We start from the raw sequence: 20,676 nt of genomic DNA on the forward strand, positions 1-20,676 counted from the left end.
AGGTCGTCCTTCAGTTCGCACGGGGTTGCGGCATCACTGCTGGTGAGGTCTGCGGGGTGGCGGGGTACGGCGGGCACGTCCCCGCCGGGCGGCGGCGCGCATCGCGGCGCGGGCCAGTTCCGGCCGCTCGGCGGCACCGTCGAGGCTGGCGGCGAGCGCCCGCACGGTCGGGTGGCGGAACAGGTCGAGCATGGTGATCGAGCGGCCGGTGGCCTCGGTGAGACGGGCGTGCACCGCGGCGAGGGCCATCGAGTGGCCGCCGATGTCGAAGAAGTTGTCGGCCACGCCGACGGTGTCGCGGTCGAGCACGTCGCGCCAGATGCCGGCGATCAGCTCCTCGGTCGCGGTGAGCGCGTCCGGGCCGGCGGGCAGCGGCGCCCGCGCCGGTTCGGCGGCGACCACGGTCATCGCGCCGAGCGCGGCCACCCGGACCGCCGGGCGGGGCAGCTCGGCGGCCACCTCGACGGCCGGCGCGTCCGGGTCGGCGGCGAGCGCGCCGACCAGGGCGGCCAGGTCGGCCAGGAGCGCGGTGATCCGGTCGCCGTCGAACAGGTCCGGGTTGTGCACCACCTCGACGCCGGCCCGACCGTCGCGCTCCACCACGTAGACGGTCAGGTCGAACGGCGACCCGGGTTTCGGCACCGGCGCCGGCTCGACGGTCAGGTCGGCCAGGGCCAGCCGGGGCGGCACGAAGTTGAGCACGTTGAACAGCACCTGCACCAGCGGCGCGCGGGAGGTGTCCCGGCCGACGCCCAGCGCCTCGACCAGGCGTTCCAGCGGCGCGCCCGGGTGCGCGGTCACGTCGTGCAGCTCGGCGGCGCACCTGTCGACCTGCTCGGCGAAGGTGCCGCCGGCCCGGACCCGCACCGGGACGGTGTCGATGAAGAAGCCGATCACCTCGTCGAACGCGGCCAGCCGCCGGTCGGCGACGATCGCGCCGAGCACGTGGTCGTCGCCGCCGGTGAGCCGGCGCAGCAGCTCGCCGAAGCCGGCCAGCAGCACCGCCGCGACGGTGGTGCCGCGCCGCGCGGCCAGCTCGCGCACCGCCCGGTCGGCCGGCTCGTCCAGCGCCACCGCGGCCTCCGCGCCGGCGTACGTCTGCACCGCCGGGCGGGGCCGGTCGCGGGGCAGGTCCAGCACCGTCGGCGCGCCGGCCAGGTGCGCGGTCCACCAGGCCAGGTCGGCGTCGCCACGACGACGGTCCCGGGTCTCCCGCCACACCGCGTAGTCGGCGTAGGTGGCGGGCAGCGGCGCGCGGCCCGGCACGGAGCGGCCCAGCGCGCGGGCGTACGCGGCACCCAGCTCGTCGTAGAGCAGCGCCTCGGACCAGCCGTCGAAGACCGCGTGGTGCACGGTCACCGCCAGCACGTGCTCCTCGGCCGCCAGCCGGTAGACGGTCACCTGCCAGGGCGGGCCGGTGGCCAGGTCGAACGCGTGCCCGGCGCCGGCCGCGAGCATGCCGGCCAGCTCGGTGTCCGGGTCGGCGGCGGCGGTCAGGTCGACCACCGGCACGGCCACGTCGGTGGGCTCCTCGCGGACCGCGTACGGCACGCCGCCGGACTGCGCGATGCGCCAGCGCAGCACGTCGTGCCGCTCGGCGACCACGCGCAGGGCCGCGCCGAGCGCGACCACGTCGAGCGGCCCGCGCAGCCGGTGCGCGACCGCGATGTTGTAGGGCGCGCTGGACGGGGCGAGCTGGTCCATGAACCACAGCCGCCGCTGCGGCGGCGACAGCGTGGGCGGGTTGCCGGTGGTCAGCTCGTCGCCGCAGGCCGGGTCGGCGGCGCGGACCCGGTCGACGAGCGCGGCGAAGGTGCGGTCGGTGAACAGCACCCGGGTGTCCACCTGCCGGCCGGTCTCCGCGCGCAGCGCGGCGACCAGCCGCATCGCGGCGATGGAGTTGCCGCCGGCGGCGAGGAAGTCGCTGTCCGGCCCGGGAGCGGCGCCGAGCAGCCGGGTCCACAGTCGCCGGACCGCGCGCTCCACCCCGTCCCCGCCGTCGGGCGTGTCGTGCTCCGGCGCGACGGCCGTGGCCAGCGCGCGCAGCGCCGGCCGGTCCAGCTTGCCGGTGGTCGGGCTGACCGGCAACGTGGCCAGCCGCACCGTCCGGGCCGGCAGCATCGCGGCGGTCAGCCGCTGCTCGGCGTACGCCCGCAGCGCGTCGTCGTCCGGCGCGCCGGCCGGGGTGAGGAACGCGACCAGCTCGGTGCCGGCCGGGCCGGGCACCGCCTCCACCGCGACCCGCTCCACGCCGGGGTGGGCGGCCAGCACGGCCTCCACCTCGCCCAGCTCGATGCGCTGCCCGCGCACCTTGACCTGCCGGTCGGCCCGGCCGAGGTAGACGATCCGGCCGTCCGGCGCCTGCCGGACCAGGTCACCGGTGCGGTAGAGCCGCCCGCCGGGGACATCGCCGAACTCGTCCGGCACGAACCGCTCGGCGGTCAGCGCGGGCCGGTTGAGGTAGCCGTCGGCCAGGCCCGGCCCGCCGATCAGCAGCTCGCCGGTCTCCCCCGGCGGCACCGGCCGCAGGTCCGCGTCGACCACGTACGCGCGGTGGTTGGGCAGCGGGCGGCCGATCGGCACCGGGTCGGCGTCGGCCGGGGTGAGATCGCCGCTGACCGCCAGCACGGTGGTCTCGGTCGGCCCGTAGCCGTTGAGGAAGCGCCGCCCGGGCGCCCAGCGGGCGACCAGCTCGGCCGGCACCGCCTCGCCGCCGCAGAGCAGCACCCGCCACGACGGCAGGTCGGCCGGGTCGAGCAGGGCCAGCACGGTCGGGGTGATGAAGCCCCAGGTCACCTCGTGCGCGGCGACGAACCGGGCCAGCCGCGCCGGATCCGACCGGTCGTCGGCGCCGAGCAGTTGCACCGCGCCGCCGAGGGTCAGCGGCACGAACAGGTCCATGGTGGCCGCGTCGAAGCCGAGCGAGGCGATGCCGAGGCTGCGCACCGACGCGTCGGCGCCGGTCAGCGCGCTCACCCCGGTGACGAACTCGACCGCGTTGCGGTGGGTGGTGAGCACGCCCTTGGGTCGGCCGGTGGATCCGGAGGTGAACAGCACGTACGCCGGGTCGCCGGGGCGCGCCGGGCAGGGCGCGAGCGGGGCCGGGTCGGGCCGGCCGAGCGCCTCGACGCCGGGCATGTCGCCGAACTCGGCTTCGGCCGCGTCGCCGACCACCACCCGCACGCCCGCGTCGCGGGCAATCTCGCGCAGCCGGTCCCGCGGGCCGCCCGGCTCCAGCGGCACGTACGCGGCGCCGGCCAGCAGCACCCCGACCACGTCCACCACCAGGTCCGGGGTGCGCGCGCCGCACACGCCGACCCGGTCACCCCGGCCGACGCCCCGCCCGCGCAGCGCGGCGGCCACCCCGGCGGCCCGCTCGACGAGCCGGCGGTAGGTGAGCCGGGCGTCCCACTGGCGCACCGCCACCGCGTCCGGCACCCGGGCGGCCCGGTCGACGATCAGGTCGGCGAGGGTGGCGTCCGGCCAGGGCAGGTCCGCCCCGGAGGCGGCGCTGATGGTCAGGGTGTCGGTCACCGGTGTGCTCCCAGGTGCTCGGCCGGATCGGTGATCTGGAGGCGGAGTTCGCTGACGTAGCCGCGGCCGTGGGCGTCGGGCACCCAGGCCTCGGCGGGGGCGGGCAGCAGCTCGGAGACCACCACCGGCACGTCCGGGCCGGTACGCAGCGCGGCGTCCACCATGGCGCACAGCGACTGCGCGTACAGCGGGCCGGTCAGGTCCACGTAGCAGGGCTTGATCTCGGTGCCCACCTTGACGAACACCCGCTCGGGCAGGTCGGTCTCCGCCCGCCAGCGGCGGACCGCCAGGTAGCGGGCGTGCTCGTCGGCGTGGCCGCCCAGCCCGCACGCGCCGGCCGTGGTGCGCCAGGTGCGCCGGGCCACCACCAGCCGGTCGATGGTGATCCGGGGCGTGTGCGGCGCGGCGCCGAACAGCTTGAACGCGTCCAGCAGCAGCGAGCCGAGCAGGGTGGCGAAGACCTCCATCAGCGGCCAGCGGGCGCCGTCCGGGAAGACCGCGGTGAGCCGGTCCCCGTCACGCTCCACCACCACCGCCGTGGCCGGGACCAGCCGGTCGGTGTCGGCGCCGTGCGCGGTGTCGATGCCGAGCTGGCGGTCCGCCGGGCCGGTCAGCGCGTACGTGGTGCGGGTGGTCCGGCGGGGGAAGCTGTCCGGCCAGAGCACCCGCAGCCGGACCGGGCCGAGGTCGGCGTCGAGGTCGGCGCGCAGCGCGGCCGGGTCGGGGTGGAACGGGCTGAGCACCGCGCTGTCGAACGCCACCGACGCGGGGTGCAGCTCGCCGAGCACCAGCAGGAACTCGCCCCGCTCGACCGCCTCCGGGGACGCGGCGCTGAGCTGGACGTCCGGGTTGTGCAGCCGGGCCGACGGCCAGCCGGGGGTCTCGGCCGGGAACAGCTCCCGCACCCGCTCGGCCACGTCGGCCGCGCGCACCCGCAGCTCCGCCTGCCCGGCCGGCAGGTCGCGCAGGCCGAACAGCTCGGCCCAGCGCTCGGTCAGCTCCCTCCCGGCGAGGCCGATCGGGCCGTCCGGAGCGATCAGCGTGCCCTGCGCCAGCAGCCACAGGTCGGCCAGCCGCACCGGCTCACCGCCGGCGGCCAGTTCCTCGTGCAGCTCGGTGAAGAGGTCGCCGCAGCGCTCGGCGACCCGCACGGTGAACCAGCGGGCGGTGCGCAGCACCACCGCGAGGGGTTCGGCGAGCGCGTCGGTGACCGCCGAGCCGATCCGGAACTCCAGGTCGCGGGCGGTCTCCTCGTAGCAGACGGTGCGCGCCGCGTACATCTGTCCGCTGTTGCGGGTGGCCGGGCGGCCGGTGACCGCGGTGAACTCCGCGTTCAGCGCGGCGAGCGCGGCGCCGAGCCGGTCCGGGTCGCCGGCCGCGGCCGACACCGCGTCGCGGGCGCCCCGGAGCCGGTCGAACTCCGCCGCCGTCGCGTCGCGCACCGGCCCGTCGCCGATGGCGGCGATCCGCGCGGTGAGCACCTGCTCGGCGTCCGGGGCGATCGGCAGGTTCGCGCCCCAGGTGAGCTGGCCGCGTTCCACCCACCGGTCGAGCAGCAGGTAGACGTCGTCGGCGCCGTGCACCACACCCTCGGCGCACAGCCGCTCGGCCAGTTCCCGCGCCGGGGTGCGCCCGTCGCAGTCGGCCAGCAGGCGGGCCTCGACCGGGGTCAGCGCGATCGACGGGTGCAGCGGCCAGCGCAGCTCCCGGCCGGCGACGGTCAGGTGCGGTTGCAGCGCCGGCGCCCACCAGCGGCGCACCGCCAGGTCGTCGGCGAGCCGGTCGGCGTACGCGATCAACGCCCACGCCTCGAAGAACACCCGGCGTCGGTGCACCAGCGCCGCGCCGGGCGCGGTGCGCACGCCGCGCGTCGTCGGGTCGAACGTGCCCCAGCAGACCGGGCCGAAGAAGCCGATGGTCTCGGCCTTGCCGCAGTAGCGCTGCCAGTAGCGCAGCAGGCTCAGCTCGCGCTTGCGCCGGCGCACGTTGCGCACCTGCGGGTCGGTGCGCAGCAGGCCGTCCAGCGCGATCAGCATGTCCGGGTTCTGCCAGGTGACCGCCTCGCGCAGCAGCGGGTCGGCGGCCAGCTCGCCGGCCACCGCCGACGACTCGGCGAACGCCTCGCGCAGGGTCTTGTCGAACACCTCCGGGGTGCCGGCGCCGGCCAGCGTCGCGTCGGCGGCGGCCGCGCACTCCGGCGCGGCGAACCGGTCCAGCCCGGCGGCCGGGAACCCGGCGGTCCGCAGGACCACGTCCCGCCAGACCGACCAGCCGGTCTCGCCCAGGGGCACCAGGTGGCTCATCGCGCGTCCTCCAGGCCGGCGTCGGTGATGTGCAGGCGCAGCTCGCTGAAGTAGCGGCGGCCCGCGCCGTCGGGCACCCAGGCCTGCTCCGGGGCGGGCAGCATCTCGCTGACCGTGAGCGAGACCCCGTCACCGCCGTCGACGCGCGCGGCCCGCACCAGTGCGCAGAGCATGGTGGCGAACCCGGGCGCGGCCAGGTCCACGAAACACGGCTTGGTCTCGGTGCCCAGCTTGACGTAGACCTGCTCGGGCAGGCCGAGCCGGCGGCGCCAGGCCCGTACGGCCAGGAACCGCTGCCGCTCACCGGTGGCGGTGGCCAGGCCGCTCTCCCCCACCGTGGTACGCCAGGTCTGCCGGGCGACCACCAGCTTGTCCACCGTGATCCGGGGCGTGTAGGGCGCGGCGGCGACCAGCTTGAAGCCGTCCACCGCGTGCGCGCTGAACGCCTCGGCGAAGATCTCGGCGAGCGGCCAGCGCTGCCCGTCCGAGGCGGTGGCGACCAGCGTCCCGTCGACCTCGTCGACGGTGAGGTCCACCGTGGGCAGCACCCGGTCCGGGTCGGCGCCGGGCGCGTCGAGGAAGGCGAGCTGCCGGTCGGTCGGGCCGGTCAGCGACTCGGCGGTGCGGCTGGTCCGGCGCGGCCAGTCGGCCGGGAACAGCAGCCGGACCCGCCGCTCGCCCAGGTCGGCGGCGAGCGCCTCGCACAGCCGTTCCACCTGCGGGTGCGACGGGGTGAACACCGCACAGTCGAACGACGACCAGGCGGCGTGCAGCTCGCCGAGCACCACGGTGTAGTCACCGCGCCGCAGCGCCGCCGCGTCGGTGGCGCAGATCTGCAGGTCGGGGCTGTGCATGGCGGCGTTGGACCAGTTCGGCCGGGTGCCCGGGAAGACCGCGTCGATCCGCTCGGCCAGGTCGGCCGCGCGCAGCTCGACCCCGGTCGCCCCGGCGGGCAGCGTGTCCAGGCCGAACAGGCCGGCCCAGCGGCCCGCGAAGTCGGCCGCGACCGCGTCGACCGGCCGCTCCCCGTCGCCCCAGAACAGGCCCTGGGCCAGGAACCACAGGTCGGCCAGCGCCACCGGGCCGCCGGCCTCGGCGCGCAGCTCGTCGTAGAGGCCGCGCAGCACGTCCAGGTAGGCCTCGGCGAGCGCGTTGGCCAGCCAGCGGGCGGCGCGCAGCAGCACGTCCAGCGGGGCGGCCAGCTCGGCCAGCAGCGGGGCGCCGAAGACCACGTCGAGGTCGCGGGCGGTGTCCTCGTAGCAGATGGTGCGGCCGGCGTACATCTGGCCGGCGCGGCGCACCGCGGGCACGCCGGTCAGCTCGGTGAACGTGGCGTCGAGGGCGTCCAGCGCGGCCCGCAGCGACACCGGGTCGCCGGCCGCGGCGGCCACCGCGTCGCGGGCGGTCCGCAGCCGGTCGAAGCCGGCCCGGGCGGCGGCGCGGGCCGGCTCGTCGCCGATCGCCGCGATCCGCTCGGCCAGCACCCGCTCGGCGTCCGGGCTCACCGGCAGCGCCGCGTCCCAGGTCACCAGCTCCCGCTCCACCAGCCGGTCGAGCAGCGCGTAGCCGTCCTCCGGCCGGCGCAGGCCGATCGCCGGGTCGGCGACCAGGTCGGCGGCGGTGCGGTGGCCGTCGGCGGCCCGCAGCAGCGCGGCCTCCACCGGGGTCAGGGTCAGCGGCGGGCGGCCGGGCCGCAGCACGGCCCGGTCCCGGATCGCCAGGTGGGGCCGCAGCGTCGGCGGCCACCAGCGGCGGACCGCGAGGTCCGCGCCGACCCGGTCGGCGTACGCGGCGAGCGCCCAGGACTCGAACCACACCCAGCGCCGCCGGGTCAGCCGGTCACCAGGGTTGACCAGGGCAACCTCCGGCTGGTCGGGATCGACGGCGACCCAGCAGGCCGGGCCGAAGAAGCCGACCGTCTCGTTCTTGCCGCAGTAGCGCTGCCAGTACTTCAGCAGCGCCCGCTCCCGGTCGCGCCGGCGCACGTTGCGGGGCGCGTCGGCCCCGCCGCGCACCAGCCCGTCCAGCGCGACCAGGGCGCCCCGGTTCTGCCAGGTGACCGCCTCGCGCAGCAGCGGGTCGGCGGCCAGCGCGCCGAGCCGCTCGGCGCCGGCGCGTACCGCCTCGTCGAATTCCTTCTCGAAGCGGTCCTCACCGGTGCCGGTGTCGAGCAGTTCGTCGGCGGCCGCCGCGGCCCGCGGTGCGGTCAGCAGCTCCAGCCCGTCGGCGGGGAAGCCGGTGGTCCGCAGCATCGCGTCGCGCCACACCGACCAGCCGGTGTCGCCGAGTGGCACCCGGTGCGCACCGCCGGCGGTCCCGCGGCCGGCGGCGCGCACCGGGGCCGGACCCGCGCCCGGTCTCGCGGCACGGGTGGTCGGGGCGCCGGGCGCGGCGGTCGCGGCCCCCGGCGTCGTCGCGGCCCCCGGCGTCGTCGCGGCCCCCGGCGTCGTCGCGGCCCCCGGCGTCGTCGCGGCGGCCGGCGTGGTCGCGGCGGCCGGCGTGGCGGCCAGGTCGGCCCGGATCAGCGCGGCCAGCTCGGTGAGCCGGTCGTGCAGGAAGAAGTGGCCGCCGTCCAGCTCGTGCAGGGTGAACCCGGCGGCGGTGTGCTCGGCCCAGGCCGCGTTCTGCTCGCGGGTGACCGCCCGGTCCCGGTCGCCGGCGAACGCGACGATCGGCACCGGCAGCGGCTCGCCGGGGACGTAGCGGTAGTCGTCCACCCGACCGAAGTCGGCGCGCAGCAACGGCAGCAGCAGCTCCACCAGCTCCGGGTGCTCCAGCAGCTCGGCCGGGAGGCCGCCGCCGTCGCCGAGGCGGCGTAGCAGCTCCTCGTCGCCGGCCCGGGACAGCCCGTCGAAGAGCCCGGGCGCGGCGACGTGCGGGGCGCGGGCGCCGCCGACGTAGAGGCGCAGCGGCAGCGGTCGGCCGGTGCGGCGCAGCTCCCGCACCACCTCGAAGCCGAGGCGCCCGCCCATCGAGTGGCCGTAGATCGCGTACGGGCGGTCGGCCCGGGAGGCGATGGCGTCGGCCACGTCGGCGACGGCGAAGCGCGGGTCCTCGGTGATCCGGTTCTCCCGGCCGGGCAACTGCACCGGCAGCACCTCGACGTCCGGGTCGAACGCGGCCGGCCAGCGCCGGAACGCGCTGGCGCCCGCGCCGGCGTAGGGCAGGCAGAACAACCGCACCGGCGCCTCGGGGCGGCTTCCGGTGGAGACGAACCAGTTCACCGCGGGCCTCTCTGCACGGGGTCGATCCAGTGCCGGCGGCGCTGGAACGGGTAGGTGGGCAGTCCGGTGCGCCGGACGGCGCCCTCGGGGTGCAGGGCATCCCAGTCGACGTCGCGCCCGGCCACCCACTCGGCGGCCAGCTCGCGCAGCGGGCCGGCCTCGCCGGCCGTCCGGGCGTCGGTGTCGAGCAGCACGTCCAGCGCGGCCAGCGCGGCGGGCAGGTCGGCGGCGACCACCGCCGCCCGGTGGGCGAACGGCCGCCGCCCGAGCGCCAGCGTGGCGGCCACCTCGGGCAGCGCCGGCGCGGCGCCGGCCAGGTGCGCCCGCAGCCGGGCCAGCGCGGCCCGCAACGCCACCGGGGTACGCGCGGACACCGGCAGCAGCCACGGCCCGTCCCCGGGCGGGTCGACCGGCTCGACCGGCGGCGGCTGCTCCACCACCACGTGGGCGTTGGTGCCGCCCAGCCCGAACGCGCTCACCCCGGCCACCCGGCGGCCCTCGTCCGGCCAGTCCCGGGCCTTGGTCGGCACGTAGAACGGGCCGGCGGCCAGGTCGATCTCCGGGTGCGGGCGGGTGAAGTGCAGGTTCGGCGGGATCACGCCGTGTCGGACGGCGAGCACGGTCTTGATCAGGCCGGCGATACCGGCGGCGGCGTCGAGGTGACCGATGTTCGTCTTCACCGAGCCGAGCGCGCAGGTGCCGGCGGGCGCGGCGCCGGCGTACACCTCGTGCAGCGCCGCCACCTCGATGGCGTCACCGAGCGGGGTCCCGCTGCCGTGTCCCTCGACCAGGCGGACCTCGCCGGGGGCGACCTCGGCGGTGGCAAGCGCGTTGGCCACGGCGGCGGCCTGCCCGGCCGGGCCGGGCACGGCGAAGCCGGCGCGGTCCGGGCCGTCGTTGGTGACCGCCCAGCCGGGCAGGATCGCGTAGATCCGGTCGCCGTCGGCCTGCGCGTCGGCGAGCCGGCGCAGCGCGACCACGCCCGCGCCGGAGCCGAAGCCGGAGCCGTCGGCGGCCTCGTCGAAGGCGCGGCACCGGCCGTCCGGTGAGGCGAGCCCGCCGGGGGTGGCCCGGTGCCGGGGCCACATCACCGTGGCGCCACCGGCCAGGGCCAGGTCGCACTGGTAGTCGGCGAGGCTCTGCGCGGCCAGGCAGACCGCGACCAGCGAGCTGGAGCAGGCGCTCTGCACGGCCAGCGCGGGCCCGGTCAGGCCGAGCCGGTAGGCCACCTGGCCGGGCAGGTGGTCGGTGAACTGCCGGCCGACCAGCCGCGCCTCCCAGTCGTCCGGGTCGACGTCGCCGACCACGGCCGGATTGTCCATCAAGTGGAACAGGAAGTAGCGGTTGGCGGAGGTGGCGGAGTAGACGCCGACCAGCCCCGGGAAGCGTCGCGGGTCGTGCCCGGCGTCCTCCATGGCCTCCCACGCGGTCTCCAGGAAGAGCCGGTGCTGGGGGTCGGTGCGGGCGGCCTCGTCGGCGCCGAAGGAGAAGAACTCCGCGTCGAAGTCGGTCACCCCGTCGAGCCGCCCGGCGGCGCGCACGTGGCGGGGATCGGCGAGCAGGCGCGGCCCGATGCCGAGCGCGGCCAGCTCGTCGTCGGTGTGGTCGTGGATCGAGTCCACCCCGGTGCACAGGTTCCACCAGAACGTCGCCACGTCGGGCGCGCCGGGGAAGCGCCCGGCGACGCCGACCACGGCGATCTCGTCGCCGGTGTAGTCGCGGGCCGCGCGCAGCGGCGCGACGGGGGCGGGCAGCAGCGGGGCGCGGACCGCCTCGGGCGGGGCGTCCAGCAGCGCCGCCTGGGCGGCGACGGTGGGGTGGTCGAACAGGCGCAGCATCGGCAGCCGCACCCCGAACCGCTCGGCGATGCGCTGCTGCACCCGGCCCAGCAGCAGCGACTGCCCGCCCACGTCGAAGAAGCTGTCGGTGCGGCCGACGGCCGGGCGGCCGAGCACCGCGCACCAGATGTCGTGCACCGCGCGTTCGGTGTCGGTGGCCGGCGCCGCCTCGGCGGGCACGTCCGTCGCCGGGTCGGGCAGTGCCCGCTCGTCGACCTTGCCGCTGACGGTGAGCGGGAACTCGTCGAGCGCCACCACCGCGCGGGGCACCGCGTAGTCGGGCAGGGCGGCGGCCAGGGCCGCCCGCAACGCGGCCGGGTCGGTGCGGGGGGCGGCCGGCCGGACGTACGCCAGCAGCTCGCCGTCGCGGGCCACGGCACGCGCCCCGGCCACGCCCGGCTGGCCGGCGAGCACCGCCTCGATCTCGGTCAGCTCGACCCGGTGCCCGCGCACCTTGACCTGGCGGTCCAGCCGGCCCAGGCAGAGCAGTTCGCCGCCGGGCAGTCGCCGGCCGAGGTCGCCGGTGCGGTACGACCGCACGCCGCCCCCGTCGACGCCGAAGCGGTCGCTGTCCTGGTTGAGGTAGCCGGGCGCGAGGTGCCGGCTGTGGACCACGATCTCGCCGGTGTCCGGGTCGAGGTCGAGCCGGTAACCGGGGAACGCGGTGCCGATCGGCAGCGGCCCGGCGGCGCCCGGGTCCACCTCGGACAGCGGCAGCAGGTGCCGGGCCGCGAACGTCATCTCGGTCGCGCCGTAGCCGTTGACCAGCACGCAGTCGGGGGCGAAGCGGTCCCGGCCGCGCAGGGCGTCGGCCCAGGTGGCCTGCTCGCCGCCGAGCAGCACCGCGCGCACCGAGGCCAGCCGACGCTCGCCGAGCGTGTCGAGCAGGAAGCGGTAGACGGTGGGCGTGCCGTGCAGCACCGTGGTCCGGTGCCGGTCGAGCTGCTCGACCGCGTACGCCAGGCCCTGCCGGCGCAGGTCGACCGGGACGACGGCGGCGCCGGTGAGCAGCGCCGGGTAGAGGTCGGGGATGGCGGCGTCGAAGCTGAACGAGGCGAGCAGGCTGAGCCGGTCGGCCGGCCCGATGCCGAGCGCGTCGATCTGGTTGTCGACCACGTGGGCGAGGTTGCGGTGGGTCTGCCCGACCGCCTTGGGCACGCCGGTGGAGCCGGAGGTGAACAGCACGTACGCCAGTGCGTCCGGGTCGACCGGCACCGGGCGCAGCGGGGCGGGCGGCACCTCGTCCAGCGACACCACGCGACGGCCGTCGGCCAGCTCACGGGCCAGCGCACGGTGCTCGGCGGCGCACGCCACGGCGGTGACCCCGGCGGCGGCGACCATGTGGCGCAGCCGGGCGACCGGGAAGCCCGGGTCCAGCGGCACGTACGCGCAGCCGGCAGCGAGCGTGCCGAGCAGCGCGGCGACGGTCGGCGCGCCGTGCGTGGTGAGCAGCGCGATGCGGTCGCCGGGCCGGAAACCGGCGGCGACGAGCACGGCCGCGTACCCGCCGGCCGCACCGGCCAACTCGGCGTAACCGACCTCGTGGGTCTCGCCGAGAAGTGCCGGACGGCCACCGTGGACCGCTGCGACCGCGCCGAAACGATTGATGATCATCGTCTCTGCCATGTCAGGAAGCGGGTTGCGCTCCACAAACGGCAGGCACGCAGCAATCGACGAATGTGACCATTGATCCCCCCCAGGACTTCACATTGGAAGCAGAATAAGGCTCAATCTCTCGACCGGAAGAGCATCGATCCGGGTCAAGCCGAAGGTGGGAGGGCCCCTGGTACCCGGGACGGAGGATTTCGTCCGATCATCCCTCTAGCGCGTAGACGATTTACCGCGTAGGTGGCTACTGGCGAGTTATTTTACGGTGAAAATACTTTCGGGCCGTCAAATCTTCGCGTGACGGCCTTCGCTCGGCAGCTCGACCCGGATCGCGGGGAGCCTGCTCAGACATCGTACGGCGGACGCGGAACCGGGTCCACCATCGCGTCGAAGCCGCGGGGAAGCTGCGCCACGAGATCCTGGAACTCGCCGACCGTGACCGTCTCGCGCAACGTGGCGAGCACCGCCCGCGCGCCCACCTCGGCGACCGCCGGATCCACCGCGGCCCGCTCGGCGACCCGGTAGAGGAAGTCCACCGCGGCGCCGGTCACCCCGGCCCGGTCCGGCGCCGACAGGTAGCCGCCCACGTCGTCCGGCAACTGGGCGGCGAGGTCGGCCGACTCGTCGGCGGTGATCCGCTCGGCGAGGGTCTGCAACACCGCCCGGGAGATCGTCGCGGCGTCGTCCGTGGGCAACTCGGCCCGACGCGCCACCGCGTCGACGAACAGGGGAAACCGCATGCCGCCCCTCCCCTCGCCACCGACCCCGCGACCCCGTGCCGCCCGCCGGCCCCGCGACTACCCACCCCCACCCCCACCAAACACCCCCACCCTCACCCCCACCCTCCCCACCCACACCCCTCTCCGCGCCGATCTTGCACTTCCTGCCCCGGCAAAAGCGACCAATGTGACGTCTCGAGGGCACAAACTGCAAGATCGCCGCGGAGAGGGAGGGAGGGAGGGAGGGAGGGGTCAGCCGCTGAGGGGGCGGCTCGCCACTGCCAGGTGTGGCGGTGGGGGCGGTGGGGCAGGTCGGCGCGGCCTACGCACCAGCGCAGCGCGGTCCACGGGTCCACGTCGGCCAGACTGGGCGCCACCTCGGGGAAGAGTCGCGCCACCACCCGTTCGCAGACCGGGCGGGGCGGGTCCATCGCCGTGCCGAGGCCGGCGGCGATGTCCTCGCCGTGCAGCAGCACCTCGGCCACGCCCATCGCGGCGAACCCGGCCGGATCGGCCTGGCCGGACGGGTGGAACGCCCGGACCCCGGCCGGGGTGCCGCGCACCGCCAGGGCGAGCAGCCCGGCCGCGCAGGTCACGCACTCGACCATCTCGACCGGCGAGGCGTCCGGCTCGACCACGGCGGCAAGACGGACGAAGCGGTCGGCCGGGCGCGACACCACCTGCGCGGCGTAGGACAGCAGCGTGTCGGCCAGATGCTCGGCCGTCCGCCGACAGTCCCAGTCCAGCCCGCCGGCGCGGCGGGACCAGTCCGCCCCGGTCACCGGCCCCAGCGCCGCGGCCACGCACGCGGCCGCCCGGTCGAGGTCGTCGGCGGTGACCGTCATCGTGTCCTCCCCCGGGTCGGCTCGCGCCCCATCCTGCCCGAGCCGCCCGCGTCCCGTCGCCCCCGACGAGTCGGACCGGGTGGGTAGCATCCGCGACATGGCCCCCGTCACCCATCCCGGCGCCTGCCCCCTGGACTGCCCCGACACCTGCGTCTGGCAGCTCACCGTCGACGACGGCCGGGCCGTGGCGTTGCGCGGCGACCGCGACCACCCGTTCACCCGGGGCGCGCTCTGCGGCAAGGTCAACCGCTACCTCGACGCGGTCAACGGCCCGGACCGGCTCACCACGCCCTGGATCCGCACCGGTCCGAAGGGCGCCGGGCGGGTGGCGTACCGGCCGGCGAGCTGGGCGGAGGCCGTCGACCGGGTGGCCGCCGGGCTGCGGGCGAGCATCGACCGGGACGGCCCGGAGTCGGTGCTGCCCTACTACTTCGCCGGCACCATGGGGCTCGTCCAGGGCTGGACCATGGGGCCACGACTCTTCGCCCACCTGGGCGCGTCCCGGTTGGACACCACCATCTGCACGGCGGCGGCGAACGCGGCGACGCGCTCGATGTACGGGCGGTCGGTGGGCTTCGAGCCGGAGTCGATCGTCGAGGCCCGACTGATCGTGCTCTGGGGCTCGAACCCGCTCGTCACCAACCTGCACCAGTGGCCGTTCGTGCAGCAGGCCCGCGAGCACGGCGCGTACGTGGTGACGATCGACCCGCTGCGCACCGACACCGCGGCCCGCAGCGACGAGCACGTCGCGCCGCTGCCCGGCACCGACGCGGCGCTCGCCCTCGGGCTGATGCGGCACGTGCGCGACGCCGGGGCCGCCGACGAGCCGTGGTTGGCCGCGCACACCGTGGGCTGGGCCGAGCTGGCCGCCCGGCTCGACGAGTGGCCGGTGGAGCGGGCCGCCGCCGAGTGCGGCCTGCCGGTCGAGGTGCTACGCCGGCTCGGCGACCGGATCGCCACCACCCGACCCACCGCGATCCGCGTCGGGCTCGGCCTGCAACGGCACTCCGGCGCCGGGCAGGCGATCCGGGCGATCTGCGCGCTGCCGCTGCTCACCGGCGACTTCCGGTATCCCGGCGGCGGCGCGTTGGTGACCACCAGCGGGCACCACCCGGTCGACAACGGCCCGGTGATCCGGCCGGCGGGTATGCCGGCGCCGCCGGCCCGGTCGCTGAACATGAGCCGGCTCGCCGCCGTCCTCACCGGGGAGGCCGACCCGCCGGTGACCTCGCTCGTGGTGTTCAACGCCAACCCTGCCGCCACCGCGCCGGACCAGACCCGGCTGCTCGCCGGCCTGCGCCGCGCCGACCTGTTCACCGTGGTGCTGGAGCAGCGCTGGACCGACACCTGCGACCACGCCGACGTGGTGCTGCCGGCCACCATGCAGCCCGAGCACCTGGACCTGCAGACGTCCTACGGGCACCACTACACGACGCTGAACCTGCCGGTCACCCGCGCGCCCGGCGAGGCGCTGCCGAACACCGAGATCTTCCGCCGGATCGCCGCCGCGCTCGGCGTCGACCATCCGGCGTTCCGGGACAGCGACGAGGACCTGGCCCGGCAGTTGCTGGCCGGCACGCCGATCACCTTCGAGGAGTTGCGCGAGCGCACGTACGCCCGGCTCACCGGCGTGCCGGTCGGCTCGGCGCCGTTCGCCGACGGCGGCTTCCCCACCCCGGACGGGCGGGCCCGGCTGCACGACCCGGCGCTGGCCCGGCTCGGGGTGGATCCGCTGCCCGGCTACACGCCGCCGGTCGAGGCGGCGGACGCGGACCTGGCCCACCGGTTCCCGCTGCTGCTGCTCGCCCCGGCGGGCCGGTACCTGATGAACTCGACGTTCGCCTCGCTGCCCTGGCACGCCCGCCGCGCCGGCCCGCCCCGCGTGCACCTGCACCCGGTCGACGCGGCGGCGCGCGGGCTGGCCGACGGCGACGCGGTGCGGGTGCGCAACGACCGGGGCGCGTTCCTCGCCGCGGTCGCGGTGGACGAGGCGACCCGGCCGGGGCTGGCGTTCACCTACAAGGCCTACTGGGCCCGGTCGAGCCCCGGCCGGTCCACGGTCAACGCGGTGACCGCGGTCCGCGACGCGGACCTGGGCGGGGCGCCGACGTTCCACGACTGCCGTGTCGAGGTGGAGCCGGTGCCGGCCGAACTGCTGGCCACCGAGCCCCCCGCCGACCATCCGGCCACGCCCGCCACCGAACACCCCACCGGACCGGCCACCGGGCACCCCGCCGCGCCGGTCACGGCCGCCGGCACCGCTGCGCCACGCCGCTGAGCCGGACCCGCCGCTGAGCCGGACCCGGGCTGAGACCCAGGGCTGAGCCGGCCCCGGCCGAGACCGGCGCTGACGGCGGGCCGGCCGCTCCACCGGCGACGACCGGGAGAGGGCGATCCTGGCCACCGCCGAACGGCAGGCCAGACCGGCACTGAGCCGGGAACCGGGACCAACGGCCCGGGCGACCGGTGCGTGGGCCCCTGCTCGACGCGGCCACCGCCGCCTAGCGTCGGAGACGGTAGCTCCGGGTCGCGGCGCGGCGTCAGACGCGCCGACCCGGAGGGGACGCCGGGACGAGGAGGACGCCATGCGGACGTGGCAGGTGCGGGACGTGATGACCACCGACGTGGCGTCGGTGCGGGAGGGCACGGCGTACCGGGAGATCGTGGACGTGCTGACCGGCCGGCGGGTGACGGCGGCGCCGGTGGTGGACGGCGCCCGTCGGGTCCTCGGGGTGGTCTCCGAGGCGGACCTGATGTACAAGGTGGAGCTGTCCGGGCAGCCGCGCGAGCGGCACCTCCGGCCCGACCGGCACCGCCGGGAGGCGCGGGCGAAGGCCGGCGCGACGCTGGCGGCCGACCTGATGACCGCTCCTCCGGTGACCGTGACGCCGGACGCCACGCTCGTCGAGGCGGCCCGGCTGATGGACTCGCGCGCCGTGAAGCGGCTGCCGGTGGTCGACGACCTGGGCCGGCTGGTCGGCATCGTGACCCGCGGCGACCTGCTGAAGGTGCACCTGCGCCCGGACGCGGACATCCGCCGGGACGTGGTCGACGAGGTGCTGCGGCGCACGCTCGGCGTGCGGGACGGCGTGGTGGACGTGACCGTGCACGGCGGCGTGGTGACGCTCACCGGTCAACTGGAGCGCTGGTCCACGGTCCACCTGGCGTTGCGGCTGACCCGGCAGGTCAGCGGCGTGGTCGAGGTGGTCGACGCGCTCGGCTACGCGGTCGACGACGCGCCGAACTCGGCGTTGCGGCTGGGCGGCGGCATGCCGGCCGGCATCGCCTGAGCCGCGCCGCCTCGCGCCGGCCCGCTCAGCCCTCGGCGAGCGCGTCGAGCACCAGCGCGGCGGTCCAACTGAACGCCGGCGAGCCGAGACCGGCGCCGGTGTCCGGGTGGAAGTACTCGTGGCAGCCGGCGCCGTCGACCAGGTCGAGCAGCGACTCGCGCAACCCGGCCGCCAGGTCGGCCCGGCGGTGGGTCCGCAGCCCTTGCCACAGCAGCCAACCGGTGTTCACCCAGCTCGGCCCGCGCCAGTAGCGCAGCGGCTCGAAGCCCGGCGCGGTGCGGTCGAGCGTGGGCAGCGGCCGGTCCATCCGGGCGGCCAGGCCGAACCGGGGTGAGCACGCCTCGGCCAGCACGGCCCGCACCTGCGGCTCGGGCAGGTCGGGCAGGGCCAGCGGCAGCAACCCGAGCACGGTCCGAGGGCCGACCAGCCGGTCGGTGCGGACGTCGCGCGGGCGGAACGTGCCGGCGACCGGGTCCCAGAGCCGGGTCACCAGCGCCTCGGTGATCCGGGCCGCCCGGTCGCGGTGCGGGCACGGGTCCGCGCCGACGACGGTGGCGATGCGGGCCAGCGCGTACTCGGAGACGCCGAGCGCGGCGTTGACCAGCGGGCACTCCACCAGGAACGGGTGCCGGCCGAGCAGCGCCTCGTCGCGGTAGCGGCCCGTGCGGTAGCTGTCCACCAGGGCGACGTAGCGCGCGTAGTCGAGGTCGGTGGGCCGGTGCGCGGCGTCGGCGTGCGCGGTGTCGTGCCGGCGGTACGCGCGCATCACCGACTCGTCGGCCGGCACCGCCGCCAGCGGGGTGTCCCAGGCGGGGCTGTTGTCCAGGCCGGACTCCCACGGGTGCACGATGGCGGCCAGCCCGCCCCCGCCGACGTCGCGCCGCCCGGTCAGGTAGCGCTGCTGGGCGACCAGCCGGGGATACAGCCGGCGCAGCGCGGCCACCGACGCCTCGGAGGGCGCCCGCCGGTGCACCAGCCACGCGGCCGGGGCGTGCACGGGCGGCTGCACGATGCCGGAGGTGGGCGCCGCCGGGGCGCCCTCGGCGCGGCCGGAGTCCCAGAACTCGGGGCCGGGGAAGTACGAGCCGACGCGCAGCGCCGGGTTGAACACGATGTGCGGCACCCGCCCGTCGACCCACTGCGCGGCGAACAGCGTGCGCAGTTCCCGCCAGGCCCGGTCCGGGCGTACGTGGGCCAGCCCGACGGCGATGAACGCCGAGTCCCAGCTCCACTGGTGCGGGTAGAGCGTGCGTGAGGGCACGGTGTGGTCGTGTTCCCAGTTGGCGTCCAGGGTGGCCAGCGCGAGGCGGCGCAGCCGGGCGTCCCGTTCGGCGCCGGCCCGTACGCCGGCCGCCAGGCTGCCGGTCACGCGGCGGCCCGCCACGGCCGGTCCGGGTGGCCCAGCACGGTGGCGGCCTGGCGCAGCGCGGCGACCGGTTCGCCGCGCAGCCGGCACTCCAGCGCCAGCCAGCCGGGATAGCCGAGGTCGGTGAGCGTGCCCAGCAGCGCGGGCCAGTCCAGGTGCCCGGCGCCGGGTTGGTGCCGGTTGGAGTCGCTGACCTGCACGTGCCCGAGGTACGGCGCGGCGGCGCGTAGCGCGGCGTGCGGGTCGTCCTCCTCGATGTTCATGTGGTAGGTGTCGGCGACCACCCGCACCGCCGGCGATCCGACCGCCCGGCACAGCTCGACCGCCTGGTCGAGGCGGTTGACCATGTGGTCCTCGTACCGGTTGAGCGGTTCCAGGAAGAGCGTGACCCCCTCGGTGCGGGCGTGCTCGCCCAGCTCGCCGAGGGCGTCGACGAGCACCCGCCGGTCGCCGGCGGGCGTGCGGGGCGGTTCGAACGGCGGCAGCCGGCGGGAGAACATGCCCCAGGCGGCCGGCGTCATCGCGCCGACGCCACCCAGCTCGGCGATCACCGAGAGTTGGGAGCGCAGGTTGCGGACCGCGTCGCGGGAGCGGTCCGGGTCGAAGTCACCGATGAAGTGGTCCATCTCGACGCAGACGGTCGGTGTCACCACCCCGGCGGCGTGGGCCCGGCGCAGCTCCGGCAGCCGCCGGGCCAGCCCCAGGTCCCCCCGTCCGCGCAGTTCGATGCCCTGGTAGCCGAGGGAGACGGCGAGGGCGTACTTGTCGATCAGGTCGGCGCCGGGGAGCAACTGCTCCTGGCAGGCCAGTGGGATGTCCATTCAGAACCTCAGCACCACTTGGAGGACGTCACCGTCACCGCGGTCGAGCAACGCCAGGGCGTCGGCCACCGCGCCCGCGTCGACGACGTGGCTCACCAGCGGCAGCGGGTCGACGCTGCCCTCCGCCACCAGGTCCATGAACGTGTCGGCGATCCGCGTCCCGGTCCACCGGCCGGCCGTGCCGGGGGCCGGGTCGGGCCCGGAGACCTGGGCGGCCACCAGGTGGATCCGGTTGTGGTGGAACTCCTCGCCGAGTTCCAGCCCGTGGGCGTACCCCTGGTAGAAGCCGGCGGCGACGACGCGGCCGGCGTGCGCGGTGGCCCGGATCGCCTCGTGCAGCGCCGGGTACGCGCCGGACAGTTCCAGGCACACGTCGGCGCCCCGGCCGTCGGTGGCCGCCCGCAGCGCGGTGGCGGCCGAGTCGCCGGTGGCGTCGACCACCCGGCGGGCGCCGAGGCGGGCGGCGTGCGCCAGCCGTCCGGGCACCCCGTCGACGGCCACCACCCGGGCCCCGGACAGCACCGCGAGCCGGGTGCCGAGCAACCCGATGACGCCCTGGCCGAAGACGCCGACCCAGTCGCCGAGGTGCAGGTCGCCGGCGAGCACCGCGGTCATCGCGATGGCGCCGGGCCGGGCGAAGACGGCGGCGAGCGGGTCGAGGCCGGGGGTGAGCGGGTGCGCCGCGGCGGCGGGGAGCACCGCCTCGGCGCGGTGGCCCCAGATGCCCCAGACGAGTTGCCCGGCGCGCCGGTCGGTGACGTCGGGGGCGACCTCGACGATCTCGCCGACCTCCTCGTAGCCGAAGCCGACCACCGGGTAGGCGGGTCCGGCCTGGCGGGGCACGAACATCCGGGCGCCCGCGTCCCAGTCCTTGCGGAGCCGGGGGTTGCTGCCGCGGTAGAGGGTCAGTTCGGTGCCGGCGGAGATGCCGGAGTAGCAGGTGCGGACGCGGACCTGACCCGGGCCGAGCCGGTCCGGAGGGCAGGGCTCCAGGCGTACGTGCCGGGGCCCGGCCAGAGAGACAACCCAGTTGCTCATGGCGTCGCTCCGAAGGAAGTGCCGGCCTCCATGCTAACCCCAAAAAATGGGCATATGTGATTAGATTGATGAATCCGTGGGTATTGATGC

At 76.6% G+C, this 20,676-nt stretch carries 11 protein-coding genes; 2 read left to right on the forward strand and 9 right to left on the reverse strand.

Annotated elements, in window-relative coordinates; translation table 11 throughout:
* Positions 1-33: 33 nt before the first annotated feature.
* The 6 genes from H1D33_RS11935 to H1D33_RS11960 form a co-directional block, all read right to left on the reverse strand.
* Positions 34-3,534 (reverse strand): non-ribosomal peptide synthetase, encoded by a 3,501-nt coding sequence (locus H1D33_RS11935; RefSeq protein WP_181568000.1) that lies wholly within the window; start codon positions 3,532-3,534, stop codon positions 34-36.
* Entirely contained in the window at positions 3,531-5,837 is a 2,307-nt protein-coding gene (locus H1D33_RS11940) for a lantibiotic dehydratase (protein ID WP_181567999.1), read from the reverse strand. The genes H1D33_RS11935 and H1D33_RS11940 overlap by 4 nt, the downstream gene beginning before the upstream one ends.
* Positions 5,834-9,061, reverse strand: a complete 3,228-nt coding sequence (locus tag H1D33_RS11945) for a thioesterase domain-containing protein (protein WP_181567998.1) — start codon at positions 9,059-9,061, stop codon at positions 5,834-5,836. Before H1D33_RS11945 ends, H1D33_RS11940 begins: the two co-directional genes overlap by 4 nt.
* Positions 9,058-12,513: an AMP-binding protein gene (locus H1D33_RS11950; protein WP_307755395.1), complete on the reverse strand. Its 3,456-nt coding sequence runs from the start codon at positions 12,511-12,513 to the stop codon at positions 9,058-9,060. Before H1D33_RS11950 ends, H1D33_RS11945 begins: the two co-directional genes overlap by 4 nt.
* Before the next feature lie 338 nt (positions 12,514-12,851).
* Positions 12,852-13,247, reverse strand: a complete 396-nt coding sequence (locus H1D33_RS11955; protein WP_307755396.1) for a DUF2267 domain-containing protein — start codon at positions 13,245-13,247, stop codon at positions 12,852-12,854.
* Positions 13,248-13,339: 92 nt separating this feature from the next.
* Complete coding sequence (locus H1D33_RS11960) at positions 13,340-14,071, reverse strand: maleylpyruvate isomerase mycothiol-dependent enzyme family protein (protein WP_307755397.1); 732 nt, start codon at positions 14,069-14,071, stop codon at positions 13,340-13,342.
* A gap of 97 nt (positions 14,072-14,168) precedes the next feature.
* Here H1D33_RS11960 and H1D33_RS11965 point away from each other — a divergent pair, with 97 nt between their 5' ends.
* On the forward strand, positions 14,169-16,349 hold the full coding sequence (locus tag H1D33_RS11965) for a molybdopterin-containing oxidoreductase family protein (protein ID WP_246411424.1): 2,181 nt from the start codon (positions 14,169-14,171) through the stop codon (positions 16,347-16,349).
* A 307-nt stretch (positions 16,350-16,656) separates the two neighbouring features.
* A complete protein-coding gene (locus H1D33_RS11970) occupies positions 16,657-17,361 on the forward strand; it encodes a CBS domain-containing protein (protein WP_181567996.1) in 705 nt (234 codons plus the stop codon).
* Positions 17,362-17,386: 25 nt separating this feature from the next.
* On the opposite strand, the gene H1D33_RS11975 is transcribed toward H1D33_RS11970, so the two are convergent.
* From H1D33_RS11975 to H1D33_RS11985, 3 genes are read right to left on the reverse strand one after another with little or no spacing between them, the layout of a single operon-like run.
* Entirely contained in the window at positions 17,387-18,745 is a 1,359-nt protein-coding gene (locus tag H1D33_RS11975; protein WP_307755398.1) for an MGH1-like glycoside hydrolase domain-containing protein, read from the reverse strand.
* On the reverse strand, positions 18,727-19,548 hold the full coding sequence (locus H1D33_RS11980) for a sugar phosphate isomerase/epimerase family protein (protein ID WP_181567995.1): 822 nt from the start codon (positions 19,546-19,548) through the stop codon (positions 18,727-18,729). Before H1D33_RS11980 ends, H1D33_RS11975 begins: the two co-directional genes overlap by 19 nt.
* The gene (locus tag H1D33_RS11985) at positions 19,549-20,586 is read right to left on the reverse strand and encodes a zinc-binding dehydrogenase (RefSeq protein ID WP_181567994.1); all 1,038 of its coding nucleotides are present in this window, start codon (positions 20,584-20,586) and stop codon (positions 19,549-19,551) included.
* Between the last annotated feature and the right edge of the window lie 90 nt (positions 20,587-20,676).

The sequence above is a fragment of the Micromonospora ferruginea genome (assembly GCF_013694245.2).
Taxonomy (GTDB): domain Bacteria; phylum Actinomycetota; class Actinomycetes; order Mycobacteriales; family Micromonosporaceae; genus Micromonospora; species Micromonospora robiginosa.

Coding starts and splice junctions, on each gene's coding strand:
- H1D33_RS11940 (WP_181567999.1), bottom strand. CDS start 5,837: ATGAGCCACCTGGTGCCCCTGGGCGAGACCGGCTGGTCGGTCTGGCGG.
- H1D33_RS11950 (WP_307755395.1), bottom strand. CDS start 12,513: ATGATCATCAATCGTTTCGGCGCGGTCGCAGCGGTCCACGGTGGCCGT.
- H1D33_RS11955 (WP_307755396.1), bottom strand. CDS start 13,247: ATGCGGTTTCCCCTGTTCGTCGACGCGGTGGCGCGTCGGGCCGAGTTG.
- H1D33_RS11960 (WP_307755397.1), bottom strand. CDS start 14,071: ATGACGGTCACCGCCGACGACCTCGACCGGGCGGCCGCGTGCGTGGCC.
- H1D33_RS11965 (WP_246411424.1), top strand. CDS start 14,169: ATGGCCCCCGTCACCCATCCCGGCGCCTGCCCCCTGGACTGCCCCGAC.
- H1D33_RS11970 (WP_181567996.1), top strand. CDS start 16,657: ATGCGGACGTGGCAGGTGCGGGACGTGATGACCACCGACGTGGCGTCG.
- H1D33_RS11980 (WP_181567995.1), bottom strand. CDS start 19,548: ATGGACATCCCACTGGCCTGCCAGGAGCAGTTGCTCCCCGGCGCCGAC.
- H1D33_RS11985 (WP_181567994.1), bottom strand. CDS start 20,586: ATGAGCAACTGGGTTGTCTCTCTGGCCGGGCCCCGGCACGTACGCCTG.